The sequence below is a fragment of the Streptomyces sp. A012304 genome (assembly GCF_026008495.1).
Lineage (GTDB): Bacteria > Actinomycetota > Actinomycetes > Streptomycetales > Streptomycetaceae > Streptomyces.
The window spans coordinates 104,984-129,844 of the sequence record NZ_BQUN01000097.1 but is presented as its reverse complement, the minus strand read 5'-3'; the positions used below and the strand labels follow the sequence as shown (position 1 = coordinate 129,844).

The following is a 24,861-nucleotide window of genomic DNA, read 5'->3' as shown; positions in this document are numbered from 1 at the left end:
CTTCATCCGCGGTGCGGACGGCCGCCGGAGGAGCCGGCGCCGCTTTCCGGCTTGAGGAGTGACCTGACGGCATCCAGCCCTTCGAGCACGCCGTCCGCCACCCGGCCGAGGCCGTCGACCTGGCGCAGCACCGTCGGCAGGGCGACGGCCAGGGCGAGAGCGGGCGCGGCGAGGACCCGGACGGCCTCCTCCTCGTCACCGGCCTGCCGGCCCAGGATGTCACCGAAGGCCTTGGTGTAGTCGTCCGCCACGTTGTCGATGAACTCCTCAACGACGTTGCGCGGTGGCATCACAGGACGTCCTTTCAGGGCGAGTTGTTCCAGAGTCACGTAATGTACCGACTACCACCACATACGGACAAACGGAACATATCTTATTATTAAATGGCGATACACAATTTATCCAGGATTTACCGTCACTTGCCTGTTTTCGCTATGTTGATCTGGCAATTGCACTCGTAACGGAGCGAGCGATCTCATGCCCGACGAAATGTCACCGCTGCCCTGTTCCGGAGGCGTCCCCGCCAGAGTCGTGGTGCAGCCGCGCAATCCGCCCGGCTCCACGCCGGGCAACGCCGGCCTGCGCGCCGCGGCGGCGCTGGACGAAGGGCTCGCCCGCCTCTACCCACCGCACCCCACAGCCACGCTCGGCGCGGAGCTGATGGGCCGCGAGGAACGGCCGAGCCCGCCCGACACCGGCGGCGGCCACTGCGACCGACGGCTCCACGCCGCCCTCGTCGCCCCGGTACGTCATCTGCTCGACGCCGGCGGCAAGCGCTGGCGCGCCCATCTGATGGCCCGCGTGCTGGAGATCTTCGGCGTCAACCCCCGCCGGTACGCCGAACTGCTCGCCGCGTGCGAGGCGGGCCACGCCGGTTCCCTCATGGTGGACGACGTCGAGGACGCCTCCCCCCTGCGCCGCGGAAGCCCCGCCGCCCACACCCTCTACGGGGAGGGCACGGCCATCAACGCCGGCACCGCGGCCTACTTCAGCCTCGACCGCGCCGTACGGCGCACCCTCCCCGACGACGCGGGCCTGCGCCTGGCGGTGTACGAGACCTACCTGGCCGGTCTGCGCGCCACGCACGCCGGCCAAGCCCTGGACATCCAGGGCCACGCCCAGGAGATGGAACTGGCGCTGGCCACACGCGACATCGGACCGCTGATGCGGATGCTCACCCTCACCCACCGCCTCAAGACCGGCGCCCAGGTACGGGCCGTGTGCGAGATCGCCGCCCTCGTCGCCCGGGCCGAGCCGGACCAGCGCGCCGCCCTGGGCGACTTCGGGGAAGAACTCGGCCTCGCCTACCAGATCATGGACGACGTCGCCGACCTGCGGGGCGTGACCCACCATCGGAAAGCCACCAAGCGCGCCGCCGAAGACCTGTTCAACGCCAAGATCGGCTTCCCGCTGGCCCACGCCGTCACCCTGCTCCCCCACTCGCGGGCGACCGCCCTGTGGGGGTCGCTGCGCGAACGCCCCGACGAACCGGCCGTCCGGCGCGCCGCACGAACGATCGAGGACAGCGGAGCGGTCGACCTGTGCGAACAGGAAGCGATCCGTTTGCTCACACACGGCTGGACCGGCCTCGAGCCACACCTGCCCGACACACCCGCCACCACGGCCCTGGTCCAGGCCGCCACAGCGGTCGTCCACCGCACCTGGAACGCCTGAACCGCCTCCCTGGCCCGCACGGTCCGACCTGAATCGCCACCCCCTTCCCCCACAGTCCAAAAGGAGAGCCCCGATGACGGACACCCTGCGCACCCTGCTCGGAGACATCGCCGACGACGCGAAGAAGGCATTCGACGACCTCCTCGACCGGCCCTCCGCCAACCTGCCGCCCTCCCAAGCAGACCTGCTCGCACGACAGCTGCGTCTGCAAGCGGTGGCCCATCTGCCCGCGGAGTCCCTGCAACTCCTCGGCCGGCTCACCGCACTGCAGAGCCTGGGAGAGGCGGAGGCCGCGCGGCTGCTCGACGGCGGTGGCGAGGCGGTGTCCGGTCTGGCCGCGCTGGCCGGCCGGCTGGGCGTGGCGGGAGCCACGAACGCTGCGGGCACGCCCCTTGCCGGACTGTCCGCGCTCCTGGCCACCGCCTCGCACGCCCCCGCCGCGGCGGGCACCGCCGTGGACCTCGCCACCGCGCTGGCCGGGCTGCCCGGCCAGGTCGCTCAGCTCCAGGAAACCCTGACCGCGCTCACCAAGGCACTGGAAGGACTCCAGAACCTGGCCGGCGCCACCACACAGGCCACCGGAAACAGCGGCGGCGCCGGCGGCAACGGCGGCGGGAAGAAGGCCCCCTGACCCGGACCCCGGCCCACCCCGGCCCTCGTGTGTGACCGGGTCATGGCGCATGAGCACACGAGACTCACCTGTCGGATGTCGGCAAGGCTCCGCGTCAGGACGGGGCGAGGACGCAGAACTCGTGGCCCTCCGGGTCGGCCAGGCACGTCCACGGGACGTCGCCCTGGCCGAGGTCGAGGTCGGTGGCGCCGAGGGCCCGCAGCCGGGCCACCTCCGTCGCCTTGTCGTCACCGGGGTACGGCAGCAGGTCGAGATGGACGCGGTCCGGCACGGTCTTCACGTCGGGCGTGCGGAGGAACTCGAGATACGGGCCGACACCCTTGGCGGAGCGCAACACCGCGTGTTCGTCGGTCACCTCGTGCAGGGTCCAGTCCATCGCCTCGCCCCAGAACCGGGCCATGGCCCGCGGATCCGCGCAGTCGACCACCACCGCGGCGATCGGCCCGGTGTCCCGGTAGGTCTCCCGGGGCTCCAGCACACAGAACTCGTTGCCCTCGGGGTCGGCGAGGACCGTCCACGGGACGCGGCCCTGGCCCACGTCGGCGGGCGTCGCTCCGAGCGCCTGGAGGCGCGCGACCAGCTCCGCCTGATGGGCCGCGGAGGTGGAGGCGAGATCGAGGTGCACCCGGTTCTTCGTCGGTGTCTTGGCTTCCGGGACGGGAACGACGTCGATACCGACGGCGACGGGGTCCGGCCAGACGAGGCCGCCCGCGGGTCCGACGTAGGTGGTCACGCCGGGGCTGTACGCACTCCAGCCGAGCGCCTGCGCCCAGAACCGGCCGACCGCCGGAGCGTCGAGAGCCTTCATGTTCACCATCACAGGTCGCAGCGCCATGCCGACGATCTTATGCACCCCCGATCCGCGGCTTTTGAGCCGAAGCTCAAAAGTTGTCACCAGCAGGACCGGCTGAGCTGGTGAACAGGGGCGGTCGCCGGTGCTCACGAGCGACCCGATGCGGCACTTCACCTGGCGCCGGGACCAGCGGCATCGTCCTGGCCCGCAGTTTCTGACCAGTACCGGCCGTCACCACGGCGCGGAGAGCCTGGAGGAGAGCCGGGTGCTGCTGGCCCTGGACTTCGCCGGCGACGTGGTCGACGTCGTCTCGCAGCCGCTGAAGTTCTCCTTCGCAACCTGCGGGAAGCGCCGCTCCCACACGCCTGACTGCCACGCACGGCAACTGGCCAAGTTGGTTGACCACACCTCCTCCGGGATCGGAGGGGCTCTCCTGAAGTGAGCTTGTCGGTCGCGTCACCAGGCTCCTGACGTCTTCAAAAATCCGTACCCCATGGCCCGGCCAAGCGATAGGGTCCAGATGTGCGTTGATCTTCCGGGCGGCAGCCACGTGCAGCCGCGGACGGTGCCGGGCGCCTCGTAACGGGGTCGCCCCAGCAGGCATACCCGTCATCACCACACCGGAGCTCCACACCATGACTGCTCAGCAGCCGCTCACCTACGACGCGTTCGTCGAACTCGCCGTCGCCGACTCAGCCGTCCTCGGCCTCGTCCTCAAAGGTTCCCAGGCCCACGACGGCATGATCACCCCGCACTCCGACCACGACCTGTACGTGATCGTTGCCGATGACGCCACGACCGACCTGACCCGGTTCGCGGATCACCGCAGCACCGAGCTCGACCTCGTCATCGTCACTCTCACCCAGTTCCGCGGAGCCGGGATGCCTGGCTGGGAACGCTATGCCCTCGCCCGTGCTCGGGTCGTGCTCGACCGGCTCGACGGAGGCATCGCCCGCATCCTTGCCGACTGGGCCCGGCTGGATGCCGATGAGGCGTCCCGGGACGCCGGCGGATGGCTCGACGCCTACGCCAACTCTCTCTATCGCTCGGTCAAGAACCACCGGGACGGCCTGGCTCTGGCCGCCCGCCTCGACGCGGCCGACAGCATGCGGTTCCTGCTCGAATTGCTCTTCGCTCTCCACCGTCGCCCTCGCCCTTACAACAAGTACCTGAAGTGGGAGCTCGCCCGGTATCCGCTGCCGGGCTGGGACACCGACGTGCTGCTGCCTGCTGTGGACCGCATCTCGGCAACAAGCGACGTATCCCTGCAACGGCAGCTCTTCACCCTTGTCGAGAAGGTGGCCCGAGAGGCCGGACACGGCGAGGTGCTGGACGCATGGGGCGACGACCTCGACCTCATGCGACAGCAAAAGGCAGACAGCGACACTGCCTGAGCTCCGCCCTGGTCTCACGGATCGGGAACTACCCGGGGTGTCTCCGTTCGCTGGGCTGAGCCCGCAGCAGTTCACCGGGCTGATCAGGGCACTGCGGCGCGAGGGGCGCGCCGATCCGGTCCCCACAGCCTCAGGCCACCATCCCGGCCCAGACGGGGAGGGCCAAGCCATTCATGGCCATGCTTGAACACTCCGGCAGGAAACCTGGCCGTGGTCCACGGCCTGCGGCTGACGAACGGCCGCGAGGTGGTGCTGAAGATCCGCGACGACGACGCGCGGCTGGGATCCCGTACCTGGGTGCAACACCCGATGGCGGTTGTGGGCGGATCCCCCCCCCGCAGGCTCTCTTACCAAGAGCGTTCAGTCACACCAGCTGGTGACAACCAGCCTGCCGATGTGACAACTACCGTGCCTCGGCTCACGACATCCGCGGGCGCGCGCGGTGCCAGCGTCGGGTCAGAGGTCGAACTCCAGGTGTTCGACGTCGGTGAACTCGACTTCCAGGCCGCGGGCGCGGGCGACCGGTGCCCCCGGTGCGCCGGTCCGAGCGGGCGTTGCCTCATGGCTTGTCCTCCTCCGTGTGCAGCGGATGGGCCAGTGCCCAGGGGTCCTGGCGGACGCCGGTGACCTGCCAGCACACCGCCGCGCGCGGGAGACCGCCGCGGATGTCGAAGCCGGCTTCTTCCTCATGGCGCACCACGTGCAGTCGGGGGGCAGGGCCGTCCAGTGGGGTCAGTTGGTAGCAGAGGCGGCCGTTGAGAGCGGTGAACCAGTCGGGCAGGGTGACCGTCGCCTCGCCGTGAGCGTCCAGGGTCACCGTGCCGTCGTACATGTTCTTGCGTTCCGACGACTCCACGGAGCAGTGGGCCAGAACACGGTTCGCCGGGTCGAGCGGATGGTCGATACGGAATTCGCAGGCCGACTTGTTGATCGAGCCGGTGACCTCGACATCGCCCTCGAACCGTGCCGCCTTGTCGGCACCCGCGGCCAGCAGGCCGATCTGGCCCACCGCGGCGATCCCGATACCGGACCCCGTGAGGTCGCCGATCAGGTCCAGCGCAAGCTCGCCGGTGTCGGCGAACACCGAGACACCCGCATCGCTTCCTGCGGACACCCCCACCCCGTTGGTGCTCCATCCCCGCACCCCGTTGCCGTCTCGGGAGCTGCCCTGCACGCCGTCGCCCCCTTCGACCGTTCCGAAGACCCCCACACCGACGAACTCCTGCCCGTCGGCAGTGGGGCCCTCCTCACTGCTCGCGAACACGCCCGGGTTGCCTTCTCCGCCGGTCGCGTGCACGCCGACGCCGAACTTACTGCTGCCCATCAGCCCAGGCCCTTGGATGCTCTCCCCCGCCACCCCGGCGCCGCCCGACGCCCTGCCCGAGACCCCCGGGAACGGCGTCTCGTCCTCCCCTCTCCCCTGCCCTTCCCCCTGTACACCGGGTCCCTTCGAGCTGGTGCCCAGGACGCCCGGCCCTCGCGTGCTCGTCCCCAGGACACCGGAAGCCTCGGTGCTCGTCCCGGTGACGCCGGACGACTTCCCGCTCACCCCTGTCACGCCGGGCCCCTGCGACGCCGTCCCCGACAGCCCCGGTCCCTCCCTGCTCGTCCCCGACACACCCGGCCCCTCGGCGCTCTTCCCCGACACACCGGGCCCCTTCTCCGCCGAACCCGCCATGCCCGCCCCGTCGCCGCCGCCCTGCCCCGAAACCCCCGTGCCGCGGCGGCACATGCCGTGGACGCCGACGCCCTGCGCCGCGAGGTTCACACCGAGCACGCCCGCACCGCTCTGCAAGTCGCCGCTGTCGGCCGGCCTGCCGCTGCACCCCAGCACACCCGGGCCGACCTCGTTGTCGCCGAAGACTCCGAACCTGATGGGCGGAGACTCCTGCCCCGGATCGAAACCACTCGGCAGATCCTGGGATTCGGGCGGTTTGATCACCATCGTCCTCACCTCTTGGTAGCTGTCCGGCGCCCACAGCCGCCAGCACCGGCGCGGGGCGCTCCAAAGCGCGCGGTCTTCACGTCACTCAGCGGGGCGCGTCTCGCGTACCGCCTCGTCGCGCCTCGCGGAGATCCCCATGCCGGCGGACTTCCCGTGGGCCTCCGGGTAGAGGTACAGCCCGCGCTCCCCGGGCTCCTTGTCCTCCTCCTCGGCGACCCGGTTGGCCCGCGCCCAGGCGTCGCACCGGACGCCCGTCACCTGCCAGGACACCTCGAGGCCGGGGTCGCCGCCCGCGATGGCGAAGCTGTTGCCGGAGAGCTTCCGGCTCACGTGCAGGTGGGGGGCGGCCGCGCCCACCGGCGTCAGCTGGTACCGGAACGACTCGTTGAGCGCGTCGAACCATTCGGGGAGCGGCACGGTCGCCTCGCCCTCGGCGTCCAGGGTCACGGTGCCGTCGTAGACGTTCTTCCTCTCCGGTGACTCGACGACGGAGTGGGAGAGGAAACGGTTCTCGGGGTCCAGCGGGTGGTCGATGAGGAACCCGCCGCCGCCCTCGGTCACCACGCCGTTGACGAGGACATCGCCGTCGATGCGCGCTCCGAGGGTCGTGCCGCCCGCGATCAGTCCTGTGGCTCCCAGGGCCCTGATGCCGGTGCCGTTCTGGCTGAAGGCCTCAACTCCGGAACCGAAGAAGCTCGTGCCCAGGACGCCGGGGCCGGTGTTGGGGCCGAAGCCGAAACCGAACCCGCCCGTGTCGGAGTGACCCGCGTGACCCTTGATGCCGACGCCGTCGAAGCTGGAGGCTCTGATCGCGGTTCCGTCGGTCGGGCAGTCCGCGACCACGGCGTCGCCCTGCTCGCTGCTGGCCTCGACGGCCGGTCCCGCGGCGCTCGACGCCCGCACGCCCGGCCCGTCGACACCGGTCGCCGCCACCCCGGGCCCGACCGCGCTGGAGGCCTCCACCCCGGCCGCGTCCTCGCTGGAGGCCTGCACGCCCGGCCCACCGGTGCTGGCCGCCGCCACCCCCGGCGCGTCGCTGCTGAACGCCCTCACACCCGGCCCGTTGCCGCTCTCGGCCTCCACCGCCGGCGCGTCGCTGCTGAACGCCCTCACACCCGGCCCGCTGCTGCTCTCGGCCTCCACTCCGGGCCCGTCGATGCTGACGGCCGACACGCCCGCCCCGGTGCCGGACTGGGCGGCGAGACCCGGCGCGTCGGCGCTGGACGCCGTCACACCCGGCCCGCTGCGGCTCCCCGCCGCCAAGCCCGCCCCGTCCGTACTGACCGCGACCACGCCCGGCCCGTCGGTGGACGTGCCGGTCAGGCCCGAACCGCTGTCGCTGGTGCCGAGCACGCCGGGCCCCTCGGTTGCCGTCCCCGTCACCCCGGCGTTGGAGCCGCCGCCCTGACCGGAGACACCGACGCCGAGGCGACTCCTACCCCGCACGCCAGGGCCGGTGTCCGCGTTCCCGGAGACCCCTGGCGCGGAGCCGCCGCCGTCCCCCTTGACGCCCTCCGCCTCCGTACTGGTCCCGAACACACCGGGGCCCTGGGCGCTGCGGCCCGCCAGTCCCGGTCCGGCCGTCGCCCTGCCCAGGACTCCCGGGTCGGTTCCACCCCCCTTGCCCGAGACCCCCGTACCGCGAGCGGAGTGGCCGTGGACTCCGATGCCGTGGGCGGTGAGGTTGACCCCGAGGACGCCGGCGCCGCTCTCGATGGTGCTGTCGGGCGCGGTGTCGGACGCGGCCTTCGTGCTGCTGCTGCCGATGATGCCCGGCCCGGCACCGTTGTCGCCGTGCACTCCGAAGCTGAGCGGCGGCGTCTCCTGTCCCGGGTCGAACGTACTGGAGGTGTTTCCCTGCGTCTTAGGGGGTCCGAGGGACATCTCGGTGCTCCTTTCGGGATGGGTGCGTCATCGATAGGCGATCTGGAAGCAGGACAGCTTCACCGAGTCCGCGTCGCTCGGCGCGCCCGTCAGGTCCGCGACGAGGAAGTAGCGGTGCGTCGCGTTGCTGACCCTCGCCGGCGGGTCCAGCGACGTCGGTGTGTTCAACGCGGTGACCTTGACGAGGTCCTGCGCCCCGGAGCCCGTAAGGTCCTTGTGCCGCAGGCTCACCGTGAGGGTGCCCTCGCCAGATTTGGTGCCGAACACCTTGAGGGACGTGATCTCCGCGCCCTCCGGCAGGATCACGTTCATCAGTCCGTGGGCCTGCTCCTGGCCCGCGGCCTTATGCGCCACGTCGGTGGAGATCAGCCAGGGCTGCGCTGCCTGCGTCTGGCCGCTGTCAGTCCTGGTCGGGATGAGGACCGGGACCAGCGAGAGGAAGGCCTCCTCCGGCGTTGCCAGCGGCGTGACGAACCGGATCAGCGGATTGATGTGCTCGTCCGCCAGGGTCCGGAACTCGGACTCCAATTTGTGGAACCTGATGTTGATGCCCTCCTCGCCGCCCGCCTGGACGCGGTCCTCGTTGTCGATCCAGTCCTTGTGGGAGAACTTCGGCACGTATCTCGGGGGAATCGTCATGGCTCTTCGTCCTTGTCCGGTCGCAGGGGTCGGTCGGGAGGCCGGAACGGCAGCACTTCCCACCTGTGGTAGGTCGGGAAGGTGTAGGCGGGCAGTACGTCGGTGTCGGCTTCGCGGCCGGCCAGCTCCCGGACGTGGGCGCGCAGCCGCTCGGTCCGGAACTCCACGCCGATGGGGTGGAACCAGTTGAGGACGTTCAGCACCAGGTCGTAGCGGTCCTTGCTGATGAAGAAGTCCGGCCGCGCGTCCAGGTCCCCGGCGAGGCGGACCTCGCACTGGTAGGGCCGCAGGCCCCCGGCGGAGAAGTAGCTCGCCCGTGTCAGGACCAGCCCCGGTGTGCGGCCCCGGATCCGGTTCACCGGATGGCCGAGGGTGTCGAGCTCCGCCCGTCCCTGCGCGGTGGGCGTCGTGGACCAGACGAGCTCCCGGACGGCTCCGGGGCCGAGCAGCTGACGGGACCTCAGGCGTGGCGGTCCGGGCGGGGACTCGCGCAGTGGCAGGGTGTCGGCGAGCAGCACGGTCGCCGACCCCCGGGGTGCGGCGAGCAGGCAGGGCCCGTACGGTGCGGCGGCGGGGCTGGGGGCGAGGACGAGGCAGTCGCCGCCCGGGGTGAAGGTGTCCGGCAGCAGGGTGTCGGTGGTCGTGTCGATCACGTGTACCCGCCCGGCGGCGCTCGGCGAGCCCGCCGTCGCCACGTACACGTGCCGGCCGTCCGGAGCCGCGCGCAGGGCCACCGGGACGGTCCGGTCGGGGAAGCCCCGGACGTCGGCCGTCTGCTGCCCGGTGCCGGTGGCGAAGACCTGTACGGAGGCTGTGGTCGAGCCGTCCGGTCCCTGGGTGAGGCACCCCACGTACAGTCCGGTCCCGTCGGGTGTGAGGGCGGCGTCGCGCGCTTCCGTGCCGGGCCCGGTGCCGATGACGCTGCCCTGGAGTCGCAGGGTGGAGCGCGTGACCAGACAGAAGCGGCCTTCGTCGAGCAGCACGGCGAGTGCTGCGGCGCCGGTGCCGGTGTCGAGCGCGCGGGGGACGCCCGGCAGGGTCAGAGTGCCGGTCTCCCGCTGTGTCAGCGGGTCGTACGCCCGTAGTGTGCGGTCACCGGCGTAGGCGACGAAGAGGCGGTTGCCGTCGGTGGTGAGGGCGACGGGGCGTGGTCCGGTGATGGCGGGTGCGGCGGGTGCCAGGGTGGCGGGGTCGAGCACCGAGACGCGTCCCGGCAGCTCGTGAGCGACGTAGAGCCGGCCGCCCGCGAGGGTCAGCGGGCCGGGGAAGGGCGTCACGGGTGCGGAACGGGCGAAGGTGAGCGTGGGGAAGCCGCCGGGCGGGTCGGCCGCGACGGTGAACGTGGTGACGCGGTGGCTGCCGGCGTCGGACAGGTGGAGGTGCCCGCCGTCCTGGCTGAAGCAGGCGTCGACGGCCTCGGCGTGCGGATCGGCGGTGACCGTGACCTGCTGGTCGACCGCGAGTTCGGCCGGGCCGTGCACCTCGATCGGCTCGCCCGGTGGCACGGCGACGTGGACGACGGGCCCGGCGCCGGGGGCCGTCGCGACCTCGACGAAGGCGAATCCGGCGTCGAAGGCCGCCACGGCCAGCTCGCCGGCGTCCAGCGCGGAGTGCCGCAGGACCAGGGCCCGGCCCTGGCCGCGCAGTCCTGTCGCGGCCGGGTCGAAGGAGCCGAGGACGGAGAGGGTGCCGTCGGTGGGCATCAGGTCGAGGAGCCGGTCCAGGCAGTGGGAGGTGGCCCGCTGCATCCGGCGGTCGGCGGGGGCGTCGCCGTAGGCGACCAGCGGGTGTTCGCCGAGCAGGTCGTCGGTGCGCACCAGCAGGTCGTCCGGGTCGAAGTCCTCGGTGCGCTCTCCGGCCGCCTCCGTCTCGGAGACCCCGCGCCGGCCGGAGCCGCTGATCGACTCGCCCACGGCGAGGCCCGGGGCGGCGGGGCTGATGCGCACCACGCGGCTGCCTCCCTGGACGTGGCCCGCGCGGACGACCTCCACCTGGAGTGTCACCTCCCCGGGCGCCTCGGCGGTCAGCAGGGCCGGAGGGCCCTGGCGGACGGTGGCGGCGCCGGGCCCGCACCGGACGACCGACCAGCGGACCTCGGCGCCGGCCAGGCGGTCCGGGGACGGTTCCAACGTGAGGGCGACGGGGGGCTCGCCCACGCGTACCCGGTCGATCGCGATGTGGAAGGCCGGGCCCGGCGGCTGGGCGACCTGTACCGCCCCCTCGGTGGTGTGGTGGACCCAGCCGAAACCGACCGCGTGGGCGTGCACCGCGAGTTCGTCGGAGCCGAGGGTGGAATGCCTCAGGAGCAGTGCGCGCCCGACCCGGTGCACGTCGGTGGCGGCGAGGTCGTAGGCCTTGAGGATGTGCAGTTCCTCCCCGCTTCCGTGGGGGAGTCGGGCGAGCAGCGCGTCCAGTGCCTGTTTGACGCCGAGTTGCATCTGTGTGCCGGCACTGGCCTCGCTCAGGCCGGGTCCGCCGTCGTGCGGGCTGAGCCAGCCGGGGTCGAAGTCGGGCTCGTCCTCCGGGGTGCCCACCGCGTCGGCCTGGCCGGCACGCTGGTCGCCGTCGGCCGTGATGCTCTGTCCCTGGACGAGCGGGCCCGGGAGGACCCGCAGCGGCACGGAGCCGGTCGCGGGTCGCTCCGTTCCTTCCACGATCTCGATGGGTGCCTGGGGTTCACCGTCCGGGCCGGGGCGGTTGAGTGCGGTGCGCAGCGCGTCGGGAGTGGGCACCAGCCAGCCCTGGAAAAGTGCCAGCCGCATCCGGTAGTGGTCGTCGCTCTCCCCGGTGACCGGTTCGAACGCGGTGCGGGCGGTGCGCGAGATCCGGACTTCCTCCATCAGCCCGACGAAGCCCGCGTCGACGGCCGTCCCGGTGGGGGTCTGCTCCCGGCCCAGCCCGAGGGCGATCCCCTCGGGACTGGACAGTGCGCCCAGCCGGTCCACCTGGCGCCTGGCGACCTCCACACCGTCGATGTGGAGCCGGACGACCGCCGGTCGCGGTCCGGCGGGCTCGCCGGGATCGGCCGGCAGCCGTTCGACGACCCCGGCGACGTGGTGGAACAGACCGTCGCCCACATCCCGGTCCGCGAAGACCTCGACGGCGGTTCCGGCCTGGTCGGCGATCGAGAACCGCAGGTTGCGCTCGACTTCGCGGTACGGTCCGACGGTCAGCGACCAGCCGGGCGACGAGGCGGAGTTCAGCAACGACCGCTTGGACATCACGGCGCCGGGCCGCGGGGCACCGCGGGACGCCCGGATGACGGCCTCGACCGTGAGGGGGGTCTGCGGCCCCACGTCGAAGACCGGGTCGTGCCGGACGGTGACGGTGCTCGTCCCGGTGAACTCGAAGGCCGCGGAGAAGCGCCCGATCCGTCCGCTCGACGCGCCCGCGTTCTTCGCGCCGTGGGGCGTGGCGCCGAAGCCCGCCGCGGCGTCGGCGACGTCCACGACCTCCGAGCCCGGCGCGGCCCGGTCGTCCAGGTGGTAGAGGGCCACCGTCAGGTCGTCCCAGGTGTACGGCCTGGGCGGGAACCGTGGAGCGCCCAGGTCCTGGCCGATCAGGTCGAGGCTGAAGCCGCGGGCGCTGTGTCGGCGGCGGACGGTTTCACCGCCCGCGCGTCCGACCGCGTAGCGCTGGGCGGACACATCGGCGATCTGCCCGGACAGGTCCTCGTAGTCCCAGCCGATCACCCACAGCAGTTTGGCGAGATTGCCGAGGAGCGCGGTGACCTCCCAGTCCGTGGGTGACTGCGGGGCGTGCGCGAGGGGGGCGAGGCCGGTCAGACGGGTCCGGCCGGTCAGGGTGGCGCCGGGGCCGGGGAACTCCACCGCCTTGGTCCGGCCCGCCGGCCAGCCCGCGGGGAAGTGGACCGGTGCGTGCTCCTCCTCCCGGCCCGGCCCGCGGATGAAGCGGGCCTCGACGGTGCACGGTTCGGTGATCCGGCCGCGCGGCGCGAGCAGGTAGCGCGGGGAGTCCGGCAGCCGTCCGTAACGGGCCCGGTAGGCCTCGAAGTCGACGTCGTGGACACAGCGCAGCGTGTTCCCCTCGGCGGGCTCCAGGCCCACTTCGAGCCGTTCCATGCCGCGGTCGTAGGCAGGGGTGAGCCCACCGCGCATGATGTCCAGGAAGTCGGCGCTCATTGGACCGCCACCTGGATGTCGATGAGCGGGCTGTCCAGGGCGAACCGGGCGACCTCGTCGCGTGCGAGGTGCAGGTTCTCGCCGACGGACAGTTCTTCGGCGCTGCCGTACACGCCGCCGGCGAAGCCGATGTCGCCGAAGACGGGGGCGCACCGGCGCAGTCGCAGGCTCTGCACGTCCACCACTCCCGCGACGGAGCGGACGGTCAGCACGACGTCCGAGTGCAGGACGCCCCGGCCCATGCGGAGCCGGTCGACTCCGGCGGTGACGGCCGTGAGGATCTCGCCCCGAATGGCGTCGGGGTCGTGTCCGGCCTGGACCACGAGGGTGCCCCGGATGCCGACGTCGACCTGGTTGGCCGGTTTGATGTTCGGGAAGACGGACACGGGCCGCCACTGGCGGACGGTCTCCGCGACGGCGTCGTGGACGGGCGCGATGTGCACGTCGCCGTCCTCCCGGCGCCAGGGCCAGCCCGGTTCGACGGCGACGACGACGTCGAAGAAGTACGGCGATCCGGTCTGCCGTTCGGCGGAGAACGCCCTCTGGCCGAAGCGGTAGGTGCCGTACCGGCTGCTTGAGGCGTCGATGCCGCCGAGCGGGTCGAAGATCGCAGCGTCCCGTACGCCGGGGATCTCCAGCAGCTGCACGAGCAGCGCCTCCTGGGTCCACAGGGTGCGGGGGACGCCGAGCAGTCGTGCCCGGTAGGCGTCGTCGGGTTCGGCGAACTCGCCGCCCAGGACGCCCTCGGGAGCGGTGACGGTGACCTTGGCGGGTCCGAGGTTGAGGTGGACACGGGCCCAGGTGGGTTCCAGGCGCAGGGCTGTTCCCGCCGGGACGTTGCCGTCCCTGCCTCGTACGACGGAGCGGACCCGGACGTCGACCGGTGGCGCGTCGGCGGACAGCCGGACCGCCGTGGTGGTCCGCAGGCTGGTTCGGGGCGGGTCCACCGTCTCGATGACGGTGCCCTGCGGCAGCACGATCCGACGGTCCGGATCGATGCCGGTGAGGGTCAGTGAGACCTCGCCCGTGGCCTGGAGCCGGCGCCGTTCGAGTCCGAGGTCGGTGCCGAGGAGGTCCAGGCTGGCGCCTTGCGCGGTGGTGGCGAAGTTGGCGTAGTACTGGTCCTCCAGGCTGCGCCAGAGCTCGTGCACATGCACGGCGGCGGCGTCCAGCACCTTTCTCAGGGCGCTGCCGGAGGTGAGGTCGACATCGCTGCCGAACATGGCCCGGGCCCGGGCGTGCTGGTCGGCGACGACGCGGTCGATGCCCTTGAGCGTGAAACCGTCCGCGGTCACGCCCACCGGGTCGTGGCGCGGGCCGGGACCGGTCGGCGGCCGGATGTCCGATGCGTCGTCAGTCAAGGCGTCCTCCCGACTCGAACGTCAGCGTGGAGCCGGCCACCGTCTCGATGACGGCGTAGGCGGTGTAGCCGCGGCGGGACCGGGCCGCCTCGGCGATCCGTTGACGCGCCGCCTCGTCGAGTCCGGGGCGCAGTTCGGAGAAGCGCGGGTCGTCCTCGAAGAAGACCTCGCGTACGTCGCGGACCCTGCGGTCGGCGCTGAGGCTGCGCACGAGCTGCATGCGGAGGTACTCCTTGCGGGCGGGGACACCGAGGGCGTAGCGGCCGACGGCGAGCCGGTCGAAGCCGAACTCGGTGTTCAGCCGGTCGCTTCCCGACTGTGTCTCCACCGCGAGCACCAGGGCCTGCACGAGCGCGTCACGGCCCCGCACCTGTGCCGGGCCGCCGGTCAGTTCGTCGATGACCAGATCACCGGCCTCGACCTTGAGGCTGCTGCCGAGGCTGGGCGCGCCCGGGTCGGCGGCACCCGGCGCGTCGAACAGACGGAAGTCGGCGACACCGGGCAGACCGGCGCCGAAGGGCAGACCCGGATCGAAGACGGTCATCAGCTCGCCCTACCTTTCTGATCATGGGTTGCCCCCGGCCATTTGTGGCTCTGAGCTGCGCTGGCGACCATGGCTTCGGAGGCTTGGCCGCCCCGCTCCCCACGACGACTCGGCCGCCGATTGGGAAGTGCGAACAGGTCGCTGTGCAGGGCAATGCCGGCGAGGTCGTCCGTGGTACGCGAGGCAGGATGACGGGCGGCGAACCCGGTCTGCTGATCGCGGTCCTGATCGACCACATGCAACCGTCGCCGGCGAGAAGGTCATCGGCCAGATGGTCCACACCCTGGCAAAGGAAATGTTGGCCCTCAACGAGAAGGTCGCTGAGGCCGAAAAAAAGCTCATCGAGGGCCGGTTTCGCGAACACGAACTCGCCGAGACAGTGCTCGGCATGCCGGGCATGGGCCCGAAGCTCGGTGCCGAGTTCCTGGTCGCGGTCGGCGGCAGCCTGGACGGCTTCCCCACCGCGGACCGGCTCGCGGCCTTCGGCGGTGTCGCTCCCGCCCCGCACGATTCCGGCAAGACCAGCGGAAAACTCGTCCTGTCCAGCCGGAGGCCATCGCGTACTGTTCCCGCACGACTGCAGGGTGCGAAGATCGAAAGACCTACACCTGAGCGGGGGACGTAGATGGACGTGCTGATCAGGCCTGCACGGGCAACGGAAGCCGAGGTGCTCACCGACTTGGCGCTGCGGTCCAAGGCGCATTGGGGCTATGACGCCGAGTTCCTGGAAGCGTGTCGAGAAGAACTCACCGTTGCTGCGAACGAGGTCGTACGCCGACGAACCACGGTGGCTGACAGGGACGGTCACATTCTGGGCTTTACGAATCTTGTGGGAGAGCCACCCACAGGAGTTCTGGGCATGATGTTCGTCGAGCCGCAGGCCATTGGCCAGGGGGTCGGTCGCCTGCTGTTCGAACACACCATCACGGCTGGACGAGAGCTGGGGTTCACCCAGCTCACGATCGACGCGGACCCGAATGCCGAGCCCTTCTACCGCGCGATGGGTGCAGTCCGCATAGGAAATGTTCCCTCGGGCTCCATCGCCGGCAGAATGCTGCCACAGATGATCGTCACCATCCAGCGCTGAGACAGCGCCGCTTGACCACATCATGGGGAAGCCTCCAGGACGGTCTGCCCGGGGTCGGAGACCTTCCAGGTGCCGGGGACGCCGCTCACGGTGGTCCCGCTCGCCGTGGCGAGCAGGACGGGTCTGCCGCCGACGGTCAGCTTGGCGGTCAGGCCGGCCGGTGGCGCGGGAGCGGCGATGAGGCAGGGCACGGGCGTCGATCCGTCGGGGGATCTCCCGGTGCACGGTGTGATCATCCCGGGCACGGGTTTCTCGGCCGCCCCGAACTGGAAGCCGGCTTCCATGCCGCTGCTGACCACGCCTTGTCCCTGGACGGTGACGCGGGGGTCACCGGTCGTCAGTTTCGTCTGGCCGCCGTGCGAACACTGCAGGACGGCGCCCGCCACGAGTACGAGGGGCATCAGGTGATCGCCACCTTTCCGTTCCCGACGGTCAGGCTCACCTGGCCGTCGCTCAGGGTCACGGTCCGGCCGCTGCCCGCCGTGACGGTGACCTCGCCGTCGGCGAGCGTGACGTTCGCCCGGCCGTCGCTCAGGGTCAGGGTCTTGCCGGTGGCCGCCGAGACGGTGAGGTTCCCGTCGCCGTCGATGCGCAGTTCGGTCCCGGAGGCGTGGCTCAGCAGGAACTCCTCCGCCGGGCCTTCGGTGGGGCGTTCTCCGACGGCGGAGCAGTTGGTCTTTCCGACGGACAGCTTCAGTCCGATCGCTTCCACCACCCGGCGGCCGTCGGACCCGGTGAGGTCATTGACGCCCTTGCCCGTGGGACGTGGCTCGGTGCCGGGGGACAACTCCGTCGGCAGGCACAGCCACCAGTCGCCGGCCTTCGCCTTCGGACGGTTCATCTTCGGATCGTTGGCCCAGAGGAACCCGGCGACCACCGCGTCGTCGCGGGAGTCGCGGACCTGGTTGAGCAGGGCGCGCATGCCTTCGTAGACCGGGACGGACAGTCCCACGTCGTGCCAGGCGAACGGGGAGGCCAGCGGCTTGCCTCCGAGCACCGGCCCGTGGGTGTCGACCGGCGCGTCGACGGCCGGCGAGGTCAGGGGCTCGGACGCCGGGTGCCCGTAGGTCAGGCTCGCCACCCGGTCGTCGGGCACGGTTTCGGTCACCTGGCCGACGTCGACCGAGGGCGCCAGCTTGCGTTCGTCGCGGATACGGCCGGCGATGACGTCGGCGATCGCCGTCGGGTCGGCTTTGCGGGCGGCCTCCGTGGTGGCGCGGTTGCTGTCGTCGGCCTTGAAGGCGGCGGCCCGGCCCTTGCACACATAGCCGGTGCTGGGCGAGAAGGAGTGGGTGAGCTGGAGGATGCGGAAGCCTTCCAGCGGGTTGGCGTACCCCTCGACGCCGGCGGCGACTCGTTGTCCGGCCCGTAGCTCGGGGAGGCCGAGCACGGTGAAGTCGAAGGCCGACACGGACGACTGCTCCGGCAGGTCGGTCGCGACCCGCTGTCTGCCGGTGGCGCCGACCTGGATCGGCTGGAACTCGGCCAGTCGGGCGCTGGTCATGTCCTTCGGCGCGAGCAGGCTCTCCTCGCCGCTGATGAAGGCCAGGACGGCCCCCGGGTCGGGCAGGGCGGGCAGGCCCGTCGACGGCGGAAAGGTGACGGCGGTGCCGAACTGCGCTTCGCCGTCCTGGACGAGGAGTTCGGCCCCGTGCCGGCGTGCGATCTCCTCCAGCAGGCCGAAGGCGTGCTGCGCGTCGACGCTGATCTCGGGGAGCGGCTCGGTGACCGGGGTGGGCTTCTCGGCCAGGCCCACTCCGGCCTTCCCGAGGATGTACTCGGCCATGGCGGCGGGCGTGCTGTTCCGTCTGGTGGCCCGCGCCATCTCGGGTTTGGCGCCCTCGTCGTCCACGGAGCGCGTGGTGAGCAGTTTGAAGGAGGCTTCCTCGTAGCCGCTCAGGCGCACGCCCAGGGGCGGGAAACGCTTGGAGACGGTCATCGAGTCGACCCGCCCGTGCAGGACGGGCTTGCGGGAAGCGGTGGACTCCAGGTAGCCCAGGGTGATGGCGATCTCGACACCGCCCTCCCGCTCGCCGCGATCTCCGGTCAGTGCCTTGCCGAGCGCCCGCTGCGCCGCCAGGGGCAGGGCCGCGAGGTGGACCTGGAAGTGGCCCGGCTGGCCGAAGCCGTAACTGACGCTGATCTCGGCGTCGGTGAGCACGGCACGGGTGGTGACGTCGTTGGAGAGCTTCAGCCCGAGTCCGGGGAAGTCGATCTGGTACCAGAGGATCACTCCCATCGCGGTGCCACCCCGATCACGATGCGGCTGCCGTAGTGACCGCGCCCGTTGAGGTTGCCGCGGGCCACCTTCGCCTCCAGCAGGCGGATCGCCAGCCGGTCGGCGTGGTGGACCAGGGCGGCCTCGGCGACGAGCTTGCGCAGGAACACCACCCGCGGCCCGTGCGGGCCGGGGCCGACCACGCGCAGCACGAGGTAGCCGGGTGGGGAGGTGGGCTGCTCGGTGCGGGCCGGGCAGGCCAGGTCGTAGAGGGTCTGCGGGGGGTCGTCGGGGCCGGCGTGGAGGTTGGCGTACAGGCCGAACTCGTAGCTGGTCCCGCCGATCGGGCACCGGAACGCCTGCGGCAGGCCCTCGTCCGGTTCCACGGGCAGCAGGCGGAAGTCGAGCGTGGTCACAGGGAGCCTCCCAACTGGCGCTCGACCGGCACCATGTGGCTCACGCTGGGGGCCAGTACCAGCCCGGCGGCCAGCATCAGGTCCAGGGACTCACCGAGTGCGGCGGTCACGCTCGACCGTGGGACGTGTTCCAGCGTGATGCTCACGTCGATGGCGTCGCGCTTCTGGTTGGACTGGGTGAAGCGCAGACTGGTGATCTGCATGTCGAGGCTGATGGTCATGCCGCAGACGACGGGCAGCCCGGCGAAGTTCATCAGGGGCGCGGTGGCCGGTGCGAGGACCCGCGAGGTGAGGGCCATGGATTCCAGGCCCTTCTTGTAGATCAGCCGGTACGGCCCCACCAGCACCGCCTCGATCGAGATGGTGCGGGCTGTGGGCGACACGAGCTGGGCGAGTCTGCTCCCGGCGATCCGCGCCACCTGGTAGCCCTCGTTGAGGGTCAGGCTGGTGACCGTGAACAGCGGTACCAGACCGATCAGGACGGGTACGTTCACACCGGCGACCATGGCGTGCGCCTGCCTTTTCTAATCGGGTCCCGGGGACCGGCGCCGCTTGCGGGGCGCGGGTTCGGACTCGGGGACGTCGTCCAGAATCTCGCCGTACGGCGCGTCGGGGACGGGCGGCTCGGCGGCGATGCGGGGACCGGCCGGCGGCTCGGCTGCGGTCCGGGAAGCTCCCGGCGGCCCGGCGGGCTCCCCCTCGATCCGTACACCGCCGGTGGCGGCCGGGGCCGCCGGCTCGGGAACCGCTCGGCGGGCGCTGTCGACGACGTGCTCGAACTCGTCGTCGGTGAGCCAGTCGACCTCCTCCCGGTGCCGCGCCAGCCAGTCGGCGTAGCTCTCGGCCTCGTCGAAGCCGGCCCAGCCTTGGAAGGAGGGGTTGTCGGTGAGCTGCCGTTTGATCTCCGCCAGGCGGCCGTGGACGTTCCCCTCCCGCCTGGCGTCGAGGAGCTCACGGGTGATCTTCTTGTAGTACGCGTTGGTGTGCACGGTCTGGTGCCTGGTGGCCGCCTGGGGGACGATCCCCGGATCGAGCGAGGTCCGCGGCAGGTACACGCCGTTCAGCGCGGAGTTGCGGGGTTCGATGCCGACCTGCCGCAGGATCTGGCGGGGCACCTCGGCGCGAGCGTCCTTGTCCGCGACGATGTGGTGCGGATCGTGCCCGGCGGGGCCCGGTCCCATCGCCGCCGCCAGTTCGGACGCGGCGCTGTTCGCGCCACCGGGCTCATGCGGCCGGTCGCGTGGGCTCAGTGCCTTGTCCGCGGGGATGTCGTCGGACTCGTCGAGCAGCCGGGCCTCCTCCGGACCGGCGTGCCGCGCCGCGTCCTCGAAGGCCGCCGCCAGCTCCGCGTCGTCCGCGAACCGGCCCGCCCGGTCGGGGCGTCGCGCCTCGAACTCCACGAGGATCTCCAGGGCGAGCGCCGGATCGGTCTTCGACAGCCGCTGGAGCCGGTCGAGGAGGTTCTTCATGGCCCGCCGGTTCGCCGCCCGGGTCCGGTAGCGGGCGCGGAGGCGTTTGATGCGGGCCAGCACCTCGGTCCGCTCGACCGTGGCGGCGCTCTCGGCGCCCGCCACCAGGCGCCAGGCCAGCGGGTCTCCCCGTTCGAGGGCCTCCAGCAGTTCGGCGAGGGCCGCCGTCCTGCCCTGCCGGCGTGCCTCGGCCTGGAGGCGGGCGAGTTCCCGCAGGGTCCGGTCGAGGGCCGCCGTGTCCCCCGCGGCACGCTCGAAGGCGAGTGCCACCACCGAACGGCCGACCTCCCGTACGGCGTCCATGCGCAGGGTCTCCGCCGCCAGCACGGTGAGGAACTGGGCGCCGACCTCCGCTCCCGGTCCGATCCGGTCGTAGCCGATGTGTTCCAGGGTCGCCAGCAGCAGGCTGCCGTCACCGGGCTTGAGCACATCGGCCAACGCCGCCAGTTCCCGCTCACCGATGCCTTCGGGCCCGGCCAGCCGTCGGAACGCCTGGACCAGCTCCTCGCCGAGACCGCCCGACTTGGCCGCGAGCGTCTGGAGGATCTCGGCCTTGCGCAGCGATGCCCGGAAGGCGGGCCCCAGCTCCGGATGGGCGGCCAGCTCCGCGAGGGTGGTGCCCTCGGCGACGTCGACACGCTGGAGCAGCAGCCCCAGGCGGCGTTCGTCCTCGGCGGGCAGGGCGGAGAGCAGCCTGAGGATCTCCTCGTCCGCGCGGACCTCGCGCAGGATGGCGCTGCCGGCGCGCATCGCCCGGGCCACCCGGACCAGCCGACGGGCGATCAGCTCGCCCTCGGCGGTCCTGGCGACCTTGCCGATCAGCGAGAGGAACCGCGCCACGACCGCCAGTTTCTCCGCGATCCCGGCGGCCTCCGCCGCGGCCTTGATCTCACCGATCCCGACGAACCAGGACGCCACCTCCACGACCACGGCCGAGCGCACCTTGGCGAACGCCCGCTCACCGACGTGGAGGAGCGCCGCGCCGCGCAGGCCGGCCACGAGCTTGGGACCGATCTGCTTCACCAGCAGCGCGCATTCGGCCTGTGCGGGGGCGTAGCCGTATCCGGCCAGCTCGAACAGCACGACGAGCCGGGCCAGTTCGCTCAGACCCTCGACGACCTGGGCAGGCCGTGTCAGCACCAGGGCCAGTCCCTCGACCATGCCGTACAGCAGGTTCACCACCGCGCCGATGGCCGTTTCGACCTCGAGCCACAGGGAGCGTGCCACCTGTCCCGCCACGGCGGTCGGCCCGTCCCTGCGTATGGCTTCCCTGACCTCGGGCGGCAGGGCGAACGCCTCGCGGAAGAGCCGCGTCACGCTGTCGACGGTGAGCGGGCCCTTGCCGCCGAACCTGCCGCCGACGGTGATCAGCAGGTCCCACAAGGTGTCTCCGATGTCGTCGAAGAACTTCTCGGCGACATGGGCTTCGGCCAGTCGTTCGCGGACGGCCTGGAGTTCCACGACGCTCCTGAGCGACTTCATGATGTCGACGACGGCCCGCTCGTGTTCCGCCATCGTCCACGCCTCGATCAGGACCTGCACGTACCGCGACTTCGTCGGCCAGTCGACCAGGTCGAACGCGTCCACGCCCAACCGGGCGAGGCGGTCGGCGGCCTCCTGCAGGCGGGTCGCGTCACCGCCGAGCACCTGCTCGACCAACTGGTCGAGGTCCCCGAAGACCAGCTGACGGGTCTCCTCCTCGGACAGTCCCGGTCCGCCCCGGGCCATCCGCTCGGCGAAGGCGCGGCCGGCCTCCTTATCGGGCGTCACGGGATGGTGTTCCTTGGTCACCACGGCCAGGACCGCGTAACGGTCGCCGGCGTCGTCCACGAGGCTGCGATAGATCTCGCCGCCTGTCACCGGCTGCATCTCGCGGCCGACGGGCAGACGGGCCTGCGTGCGCCTGAGGTCGTTGTTGGAGACGGTGGGCGTGGTCCCGATCGCCCACACCCAGCTCTCCCTGGCCCCCACCGGGCCCTCCAGCAGGGCGAAGGACGTCGTGCCGAAGACCCCGAGGCCGAGCTGGATCGCCCGGGTCAGGTCACGGGCACGCACATGGCGCGGTTCACCGCCCAGGGCGGCCACCCGGCCGCCGGTCAGGGGCATCACGATGTGGCGGTCCAGGGAGCTGGGGCCTTCCACGACCCGGTCCGCTCCGGCCGGCTCCCCCGCCTCGCCCTCCGGCGGCTCGGGAACGGTGGCGGACGGTACCGCGGTGCGAGCCTCACCCGTGGGCGTGGTCGGTACGGTCGCCCGGCGGGCAGGGCCCACCGGACCGGCTGCCATGGGTTCGGACGACTCGGCTTCGACCGGTTCGGGTCCGGCCGGCTCGGCTTCGACCGACGCGGGTTCAGCCGACACCGCTTCGACCGGCTCGGCTTCGGCCGCCTGACCCGCGCTCTCGGGAGCACGCGTGTCACCTGTGGTCCCGGGGGCACCGGCAACCTCTGCCGAGACATCGACGGGACCGGCGGAGGCGCCACCGGTGGCGCCGCCGTCCTCGGTGGCGTCCGCGACATCGGCCGGCACCGTGAACGCGAGCCGCGGACCACTGCGCGGCGCGGCCGCCGCGGGCTCGGACAGGTCGGCCCGCTCCGCCACGCTCTCGACCGCCACCTGCGCCGGACCGGCCGCGGGAGCGGCTCCGACGGCCTGCAGATCGGGAGGCTGGAGCGATTCCACGGCTCGTGCCACGGCACCCAGCAGCACGTCCTCGAGCGCCCGCCGTCGGTCCGGCGGAAGTTCCCGCCCGCCCGTCGACTCGAAGGTCAGCGCATCCCCGTCCGGCAGGTGCGGCCGGACGTGGAGGACGTCTCCGCCCCGGCTCATGACGCCTCCAACTCGGCCAACCGCCGTACGAGCGCGTCCCGTCGGCGCTGGGAGGCGAGGTGCTCCTCCGGGGTCATCGAGCTCTCCGCCACCGAGGACTCCTCGGCCTCGATCCGGGCCCGGAGCACGGCGATCAGGTCCGCTCTGCCGAGCGGCTCGAGTTCGATCGAGTGCGTCGTACGGACGAGGTCGTGCGGCCACTCCCCTGTCACCCAGGGGATTCCGGTCGTGACCCGGTTCGTCTCGGTGCGCTCGACCCGCTCCGCCCCGACGCTCACCGAGACCAGCGCGGCCTCCGCGCCGATCAGACGCTCACCGGAGCCTTTGCGGTGGATCGTGACGAGGATCTCCACGACGGCGTACACGGGCTGGCCGGGGCGGGCCAGTTGGAGGTCCACCAGCTCCTCGAGCCGGTTCTCGACGCGGGTCTGGATCTCCGGTTCCATCGCCTTCAACTCGGGTTCGGTCCACTCCTGGATCTTCCGGGTCTCGTACTCCTGCCGGAGCCGGGCCCCGACGACCACCTGGACGACCGCCCCGACGATCTTGAGCAGGCCGATCCCGCCGCCGCGCAGTCCGCTCGTGAACCGGACCTTCACCGGCACCCGCAGCGGTTGCCGGGACAGCGCCCCGCCGACCCGGCGGCGCGCGGCCTCGGTCCCGGAGTGGGAGGCCGGACGTCCCGGCGCGACTCCGGCTGCCCCGGCCGCGGTGACGTCGGCCCGGCGAGCGGCCCTGACGTCGGGACCGACCAGGTCCTCGAACTCCACTCCGCGGGGCAGCCCCGTCGCGTGGGACGCGTAGCCACCGGCGTTGGTCACCTTCAGCTTGACATTGAGCCCCGGTGGGATCGGCCGGCCCGCCCGGACGGCCGTCAGTGAACCCTCCAGTCGTCGCAGGACATCCGCCTTCTCGGGAAAGTCGGGCATCGCACGCACCTTGGCCGTGGCCTCTTCCAGGCTCGCGCGCAGGTTCCTTCCCAGGGCGGTCGCGGACCCGCCCTTGGCGGGGCCGGTGCTTCCGGAGGCCTTGTTGTCGATGAGCCACAGTTCGCCGCTCTGCGGATGGACGGCGATGGCGTCGACACCGTGTCCGGTCAGTCTGTGCGCTCCCGTACCGGACGACGTGATCACCATGCGGAAGCCGCGCTCCCCGAGGAGGAAGGGCAGGTCGTGCTCGCCGTACGCACCTCCCGCGTGAGCCGCGGTGACCCGGAGCGGCGCGTCGGTCGGCGGCGGAGGGCCGGCGACCGGTACCGGCGGGAGCGGCGGGCCGGCCTGCGGGACGGCCGGGGTGGCCGTGGGTGGCGCGCCGGCCGCTGATGCCGGCGACGCGCGGCCCGACCGGCGGTTCAGCTCGCCCTCCAGGGCCCGCAGATACGCCTCGGTCGTGGCGTGGGCCGGGTCGGTGTGGGGGTGCCCCAGCAGCCAGTCGCGGGCGTGGGCGTACTCGGTGTCGAGTTCCGCGTCCGAGAGCACCGCCGGGTCGTCGCCCGTCCGTCCTGCGGCCGTGGCCAGTGGCACGGACTTCAGCGCGCCTCCGCCCTCGTACGACGGGACCCGGTAGTCCCGGCCGCCCTCGTCGATGCGGTCCGCACGCAGGGGCTCCTGGGCCAGGGCGAGCCGCGCGGGTTCCCGGCCGCTGACCGTCGCCAGATGGTTCCGGGCCTGGTTCAGCCGTGCGGCGAGGGCCTCCTCGACGATCCGCCCGAGCTCCTCCAGATCCGCTGCCGACGGCTCACCGACGACGGACACGGTGATGGGGAAGTGGCACGATATCCGCGGCATTCCGGCTCCTCGGATCATCCAGTCGGCACGCCGGTTCCCGGCCCGCCG

General features: G+C 71.9%; 19 protein-coding genes and 1 pseudogene. 6 read left to right on the top strand and 14 right to left on the bottom strand.

The window, feature by feature from the left end; genetic code table 11:
- Positions 1-2 precede the first annotated feature (2 nt).
- Positions 3-290: a hypothetical protein gene (locus ALMP_RS22805; protein WP_264931171.1), complete on the bottom strand. Its 288-nt coding sequence runs from the start codon at positions 288-290 to the stop codon at positions 3-5.
- A gap of 187 nt (positions 291-477) precedes the next feature.
- Between ALMP_RS22805 and ALMP_RS22800 the strand changes: the two genes are divergently transcribed.
- Both ALMP_RS22800 and ALMP_RS22795 read left to right on the top strand, forming a co-directional pair.
- A complete protein-coding gene (locus tag ALMP_RS22800; RefSeq protein WP_264931170.1) occupies positions 478-1,674 on the top strand; it encodes a polyprenyl synthetase family protein in 1,197 nt (398 codons plus the stop codon).
- A 73-nt stretch (positions 1,675-1,747) separates the two neighbouring features.
- The gene (locus ALMP_RS22795) at positions 1,748-2,305 is read left to right on the top strand and encodes a hypothetical protein (protein ID WP_264931169.1); all 558 of its coding nucleotides are present in this window, start codon (positions 1,748-1,750) and stop codon (positions 2,303-2,305) included.
- Between the two features lie 94 nt (positions 2,306-2,399).
- On the opposite strand, the gene ALMP_RS22790 is transcribed toward ALMP_RS22795, so the two are convergent.
- Complete coding sequence (locus tag ALMP_RS22790) at positions 2,400-3,140, bottom strand: VOC family protein (RefSeq protein ID WP_264931168.1); 741 nt, start codon at positions 3,138-3,140, stop codon at positions 2,400-2,402.
- A gap of 100 nt (positions 3,141-3,240) precedes the next feature.
- On the opposite strand from ALMP_RS22790, the gene ALMP_RS22785 reads away from it, so the two are divergent.
- Together ALMP_RS22785 and ALMP_RS22780 are read left to right on the top strand one after the other, a co-directional pair.
- Positions 3,241-3,540 (top strand): hypothetical protein, encoded by a 300-nt coding sequence (locus ALMP_RS22785; protein ID WP_264931167.1) that lies wholly within the window; start codon positions 3,241-3,243, stop codon positions 3,538-3,540.
- A 193-nt stretch (positions 3,541-3,733) separates the two neighbouring features.
- Entirely contained in the window at positions 3,734-4,492 is a 759-nt protein-coding gene (locus ALMP_RS22780) for a hypothetical protein (protein WP_264931165.1), read from the top strand.
- Positions 4,493-5,051: 559 nt separating this feature from the next.
- On the opposite strand, the gene ALMP_RS22775 is transcribed toward ALMP_RS22780, so the two are convergent.
- From ALMP_RS22775 to ALMP_RS22750, 6 genes are all read right to left on the bottom strand, one after another.
- The gene (locus tag ALMP_RS22775; protein ID WP_264931163.1) at positions 5,052-5,816 is read right to left on the bottom strand and encodes a hypothetical protein; all 765 of its coding nucleotides are present in this window, start codon (positions 5,814-5,816) and stop codon (positions 5,052-5,054) included.
- A 702-nt stretch (positions 5,817-6,518) separates the two neighbouring features.
- Positions 6,519-8,321: a hypothetical protein gene (locus tag ALMP_RS22770; RefSeq protein WP_264931161.1), complete on the bottom strand. Its 1,803-nt coding sequence runs from the start codon at positions 8,319-8,321 to the stop codon at positions 6,519-6,521.
- Between the two features lie 27 nt (positions 8,322-8,348).
- A complete protein-coding gene (locus ALMP_RS22765) occupies positions 8,349-8,960 on the bottom strand; it encodes a hypothetical protein (protein ID WP_264931159.1) in 612 nt (203 codons plus the stop codon).
- A complete protein-coding gene (locus ALMP_RS22760) occupies positions 8,957-13,102 on the bottom strand; it encodes a LamG-like jellyroll fold domain-containing protein (protein WP_264931157.1) in 4,146 nt (1,381 codons plus the stop codon). Before ALMP_RS22760 ends, ALMP_RS22765 begins: the two co-directional genes overlap by 4 nt.
- Positions 13,099-14,463: a baseplate J/gp47 family protein gene (locus ALMP_RS22755; RefSeq protein ID WP_264931155.1), complete on the bottom strand. Its 1,365-nt coding sequence runs from the start codon at positions 14,461-14,463 to the stop codon at positions 13,099-13,101. Before ALMP_RS22755 ends, ALMP_RS22760 begins: the two co-directional genes overlap by 4 nt.
- Positions 14,456-15,007 (bottom strand): hypothetical protein, encoded by a 552-nt coding sequence (locus tag ALMP_RS22750; protein WP_264931153.1) that lies wholly within the window; start codon positions 15,005-15,007, stop codon positions 14,456-14,458. Before ALMP_RS22750 ends, ALMP_RS22755 begins: the two co-directional genes overlap by 8 nt.
- Before the next feature lie 226 nt (positions 15,008-15,233).
- Here ALMP_RS22750 and ALMP_RS22745 point away from each other — a divergent pair.
- A pseudogene (locus ALMP_RS22745) lies at positions 15,234-15,542 on the top strand (transposase); the annotation flags it as partial.
- Between the two features lie 90 nt (positions 15,543-15,632).
- Positions 15,633-16,094, top strand: a complete 462-nt coding sequence (locus tag ALMP_RS22740) for a GNAT family N-acetyltransferase (protein WP_264931151.1) — start codon at positions 15,633-15,635, stop codon at positions 16,092-16,094.
- Between the two features lie 20 nt (positions 16,095-16,114).
- Here the strand turns inward: ALMP_RS22740 and ALMP_RS22735 are convergent, their stop codons facing one another.
- The 6 genes from ALMP_RS22735 to ALMP_RS22710 are packed head-to-tail and all read right to left on the bottom strand — an operon-like array spanning position 16,115 to position 24,813.
- A complete protein-coding gene (locus ALMP_RS22735; RefSeq protein ID WP_264931150.1) occupies positions 16,115-16,495 on the bottom strand; it encodes a hypothetical protein in 381 nt (126 codons plus the stop codon).
- Positions 16,495-18,333 carry a hypothetical protein gene (locus ALMP_RS22730; RefSeq protein WP_264931148.1) on the bottom strand — a complete coding sequence of 613 codons (1,839 nt, stop codon included), beginning with the start codon at positions 18,331-18,333 and terminating at the stop codon, positions 16,495-16,497. The genes ALMP_RS22735 and ALMP_RS22730 overlap by 1 nt, the downstream gene beginning before the upstream one ends.
- Positions 18,324-18,728 carry a hypothetical protein gene (locus tag ALMP_RS22725; RefSeq protein WP_264931145.1) on the bottom strand — a complete coding sequence of 135 codons (405 nt, stop codon included), beginning with the start codon at positions 18,726-18,728 and terminating at the stop codon, positions 18,324-18,326. The genes ALMP_RS22730 and ALMP_RS22725 overlap by 10 nt, the downstream gene beginning before the upstream one ends.
- The gene (locus ALMP_RS22720) at positions 18,725-19,222 is read right to left on the bottom strand and encodes a hypothetical protein (RefSeq protein ID WP_264931143.1); all 498 of its coding nucleotides are present in this window, start codon (positions 19,220-19,222) and stop codon (positions 18,725-18,727) included. Before ALMP_RS22720 ends, ALMP_RS22725 begins: the two co-directional genes overlap by 4 nt.
- Before the next feature lie 30 nt (positions 19,223-19,252).
- A complete protein-coding gene (locus ALMP_RS22715) occupies positions 19,253-23,026 on the bottom strand; it encodes an AHH domain-containing protein (RefSeq protein WP_264931142.1) in 3,774 nt (1,257 codons plus the stop codon).
- Complete coding sequence (locus tag ALMP_RS22710) at positions 23,023-24,813, bottom strand: hypothetical protein (protein ID WP_264931140.1); 1,791 nt, start codon at positions 24,811-24,813, stop codon at positions 23,023-23,025. Before ALMP_RS22710 ends, ALMP_RS22715 begins: the two co-directional genes overlap by 4 nt.
- Between the last annotated feature and the right edge of the window lie 48 nt (positions 24,814-24,861).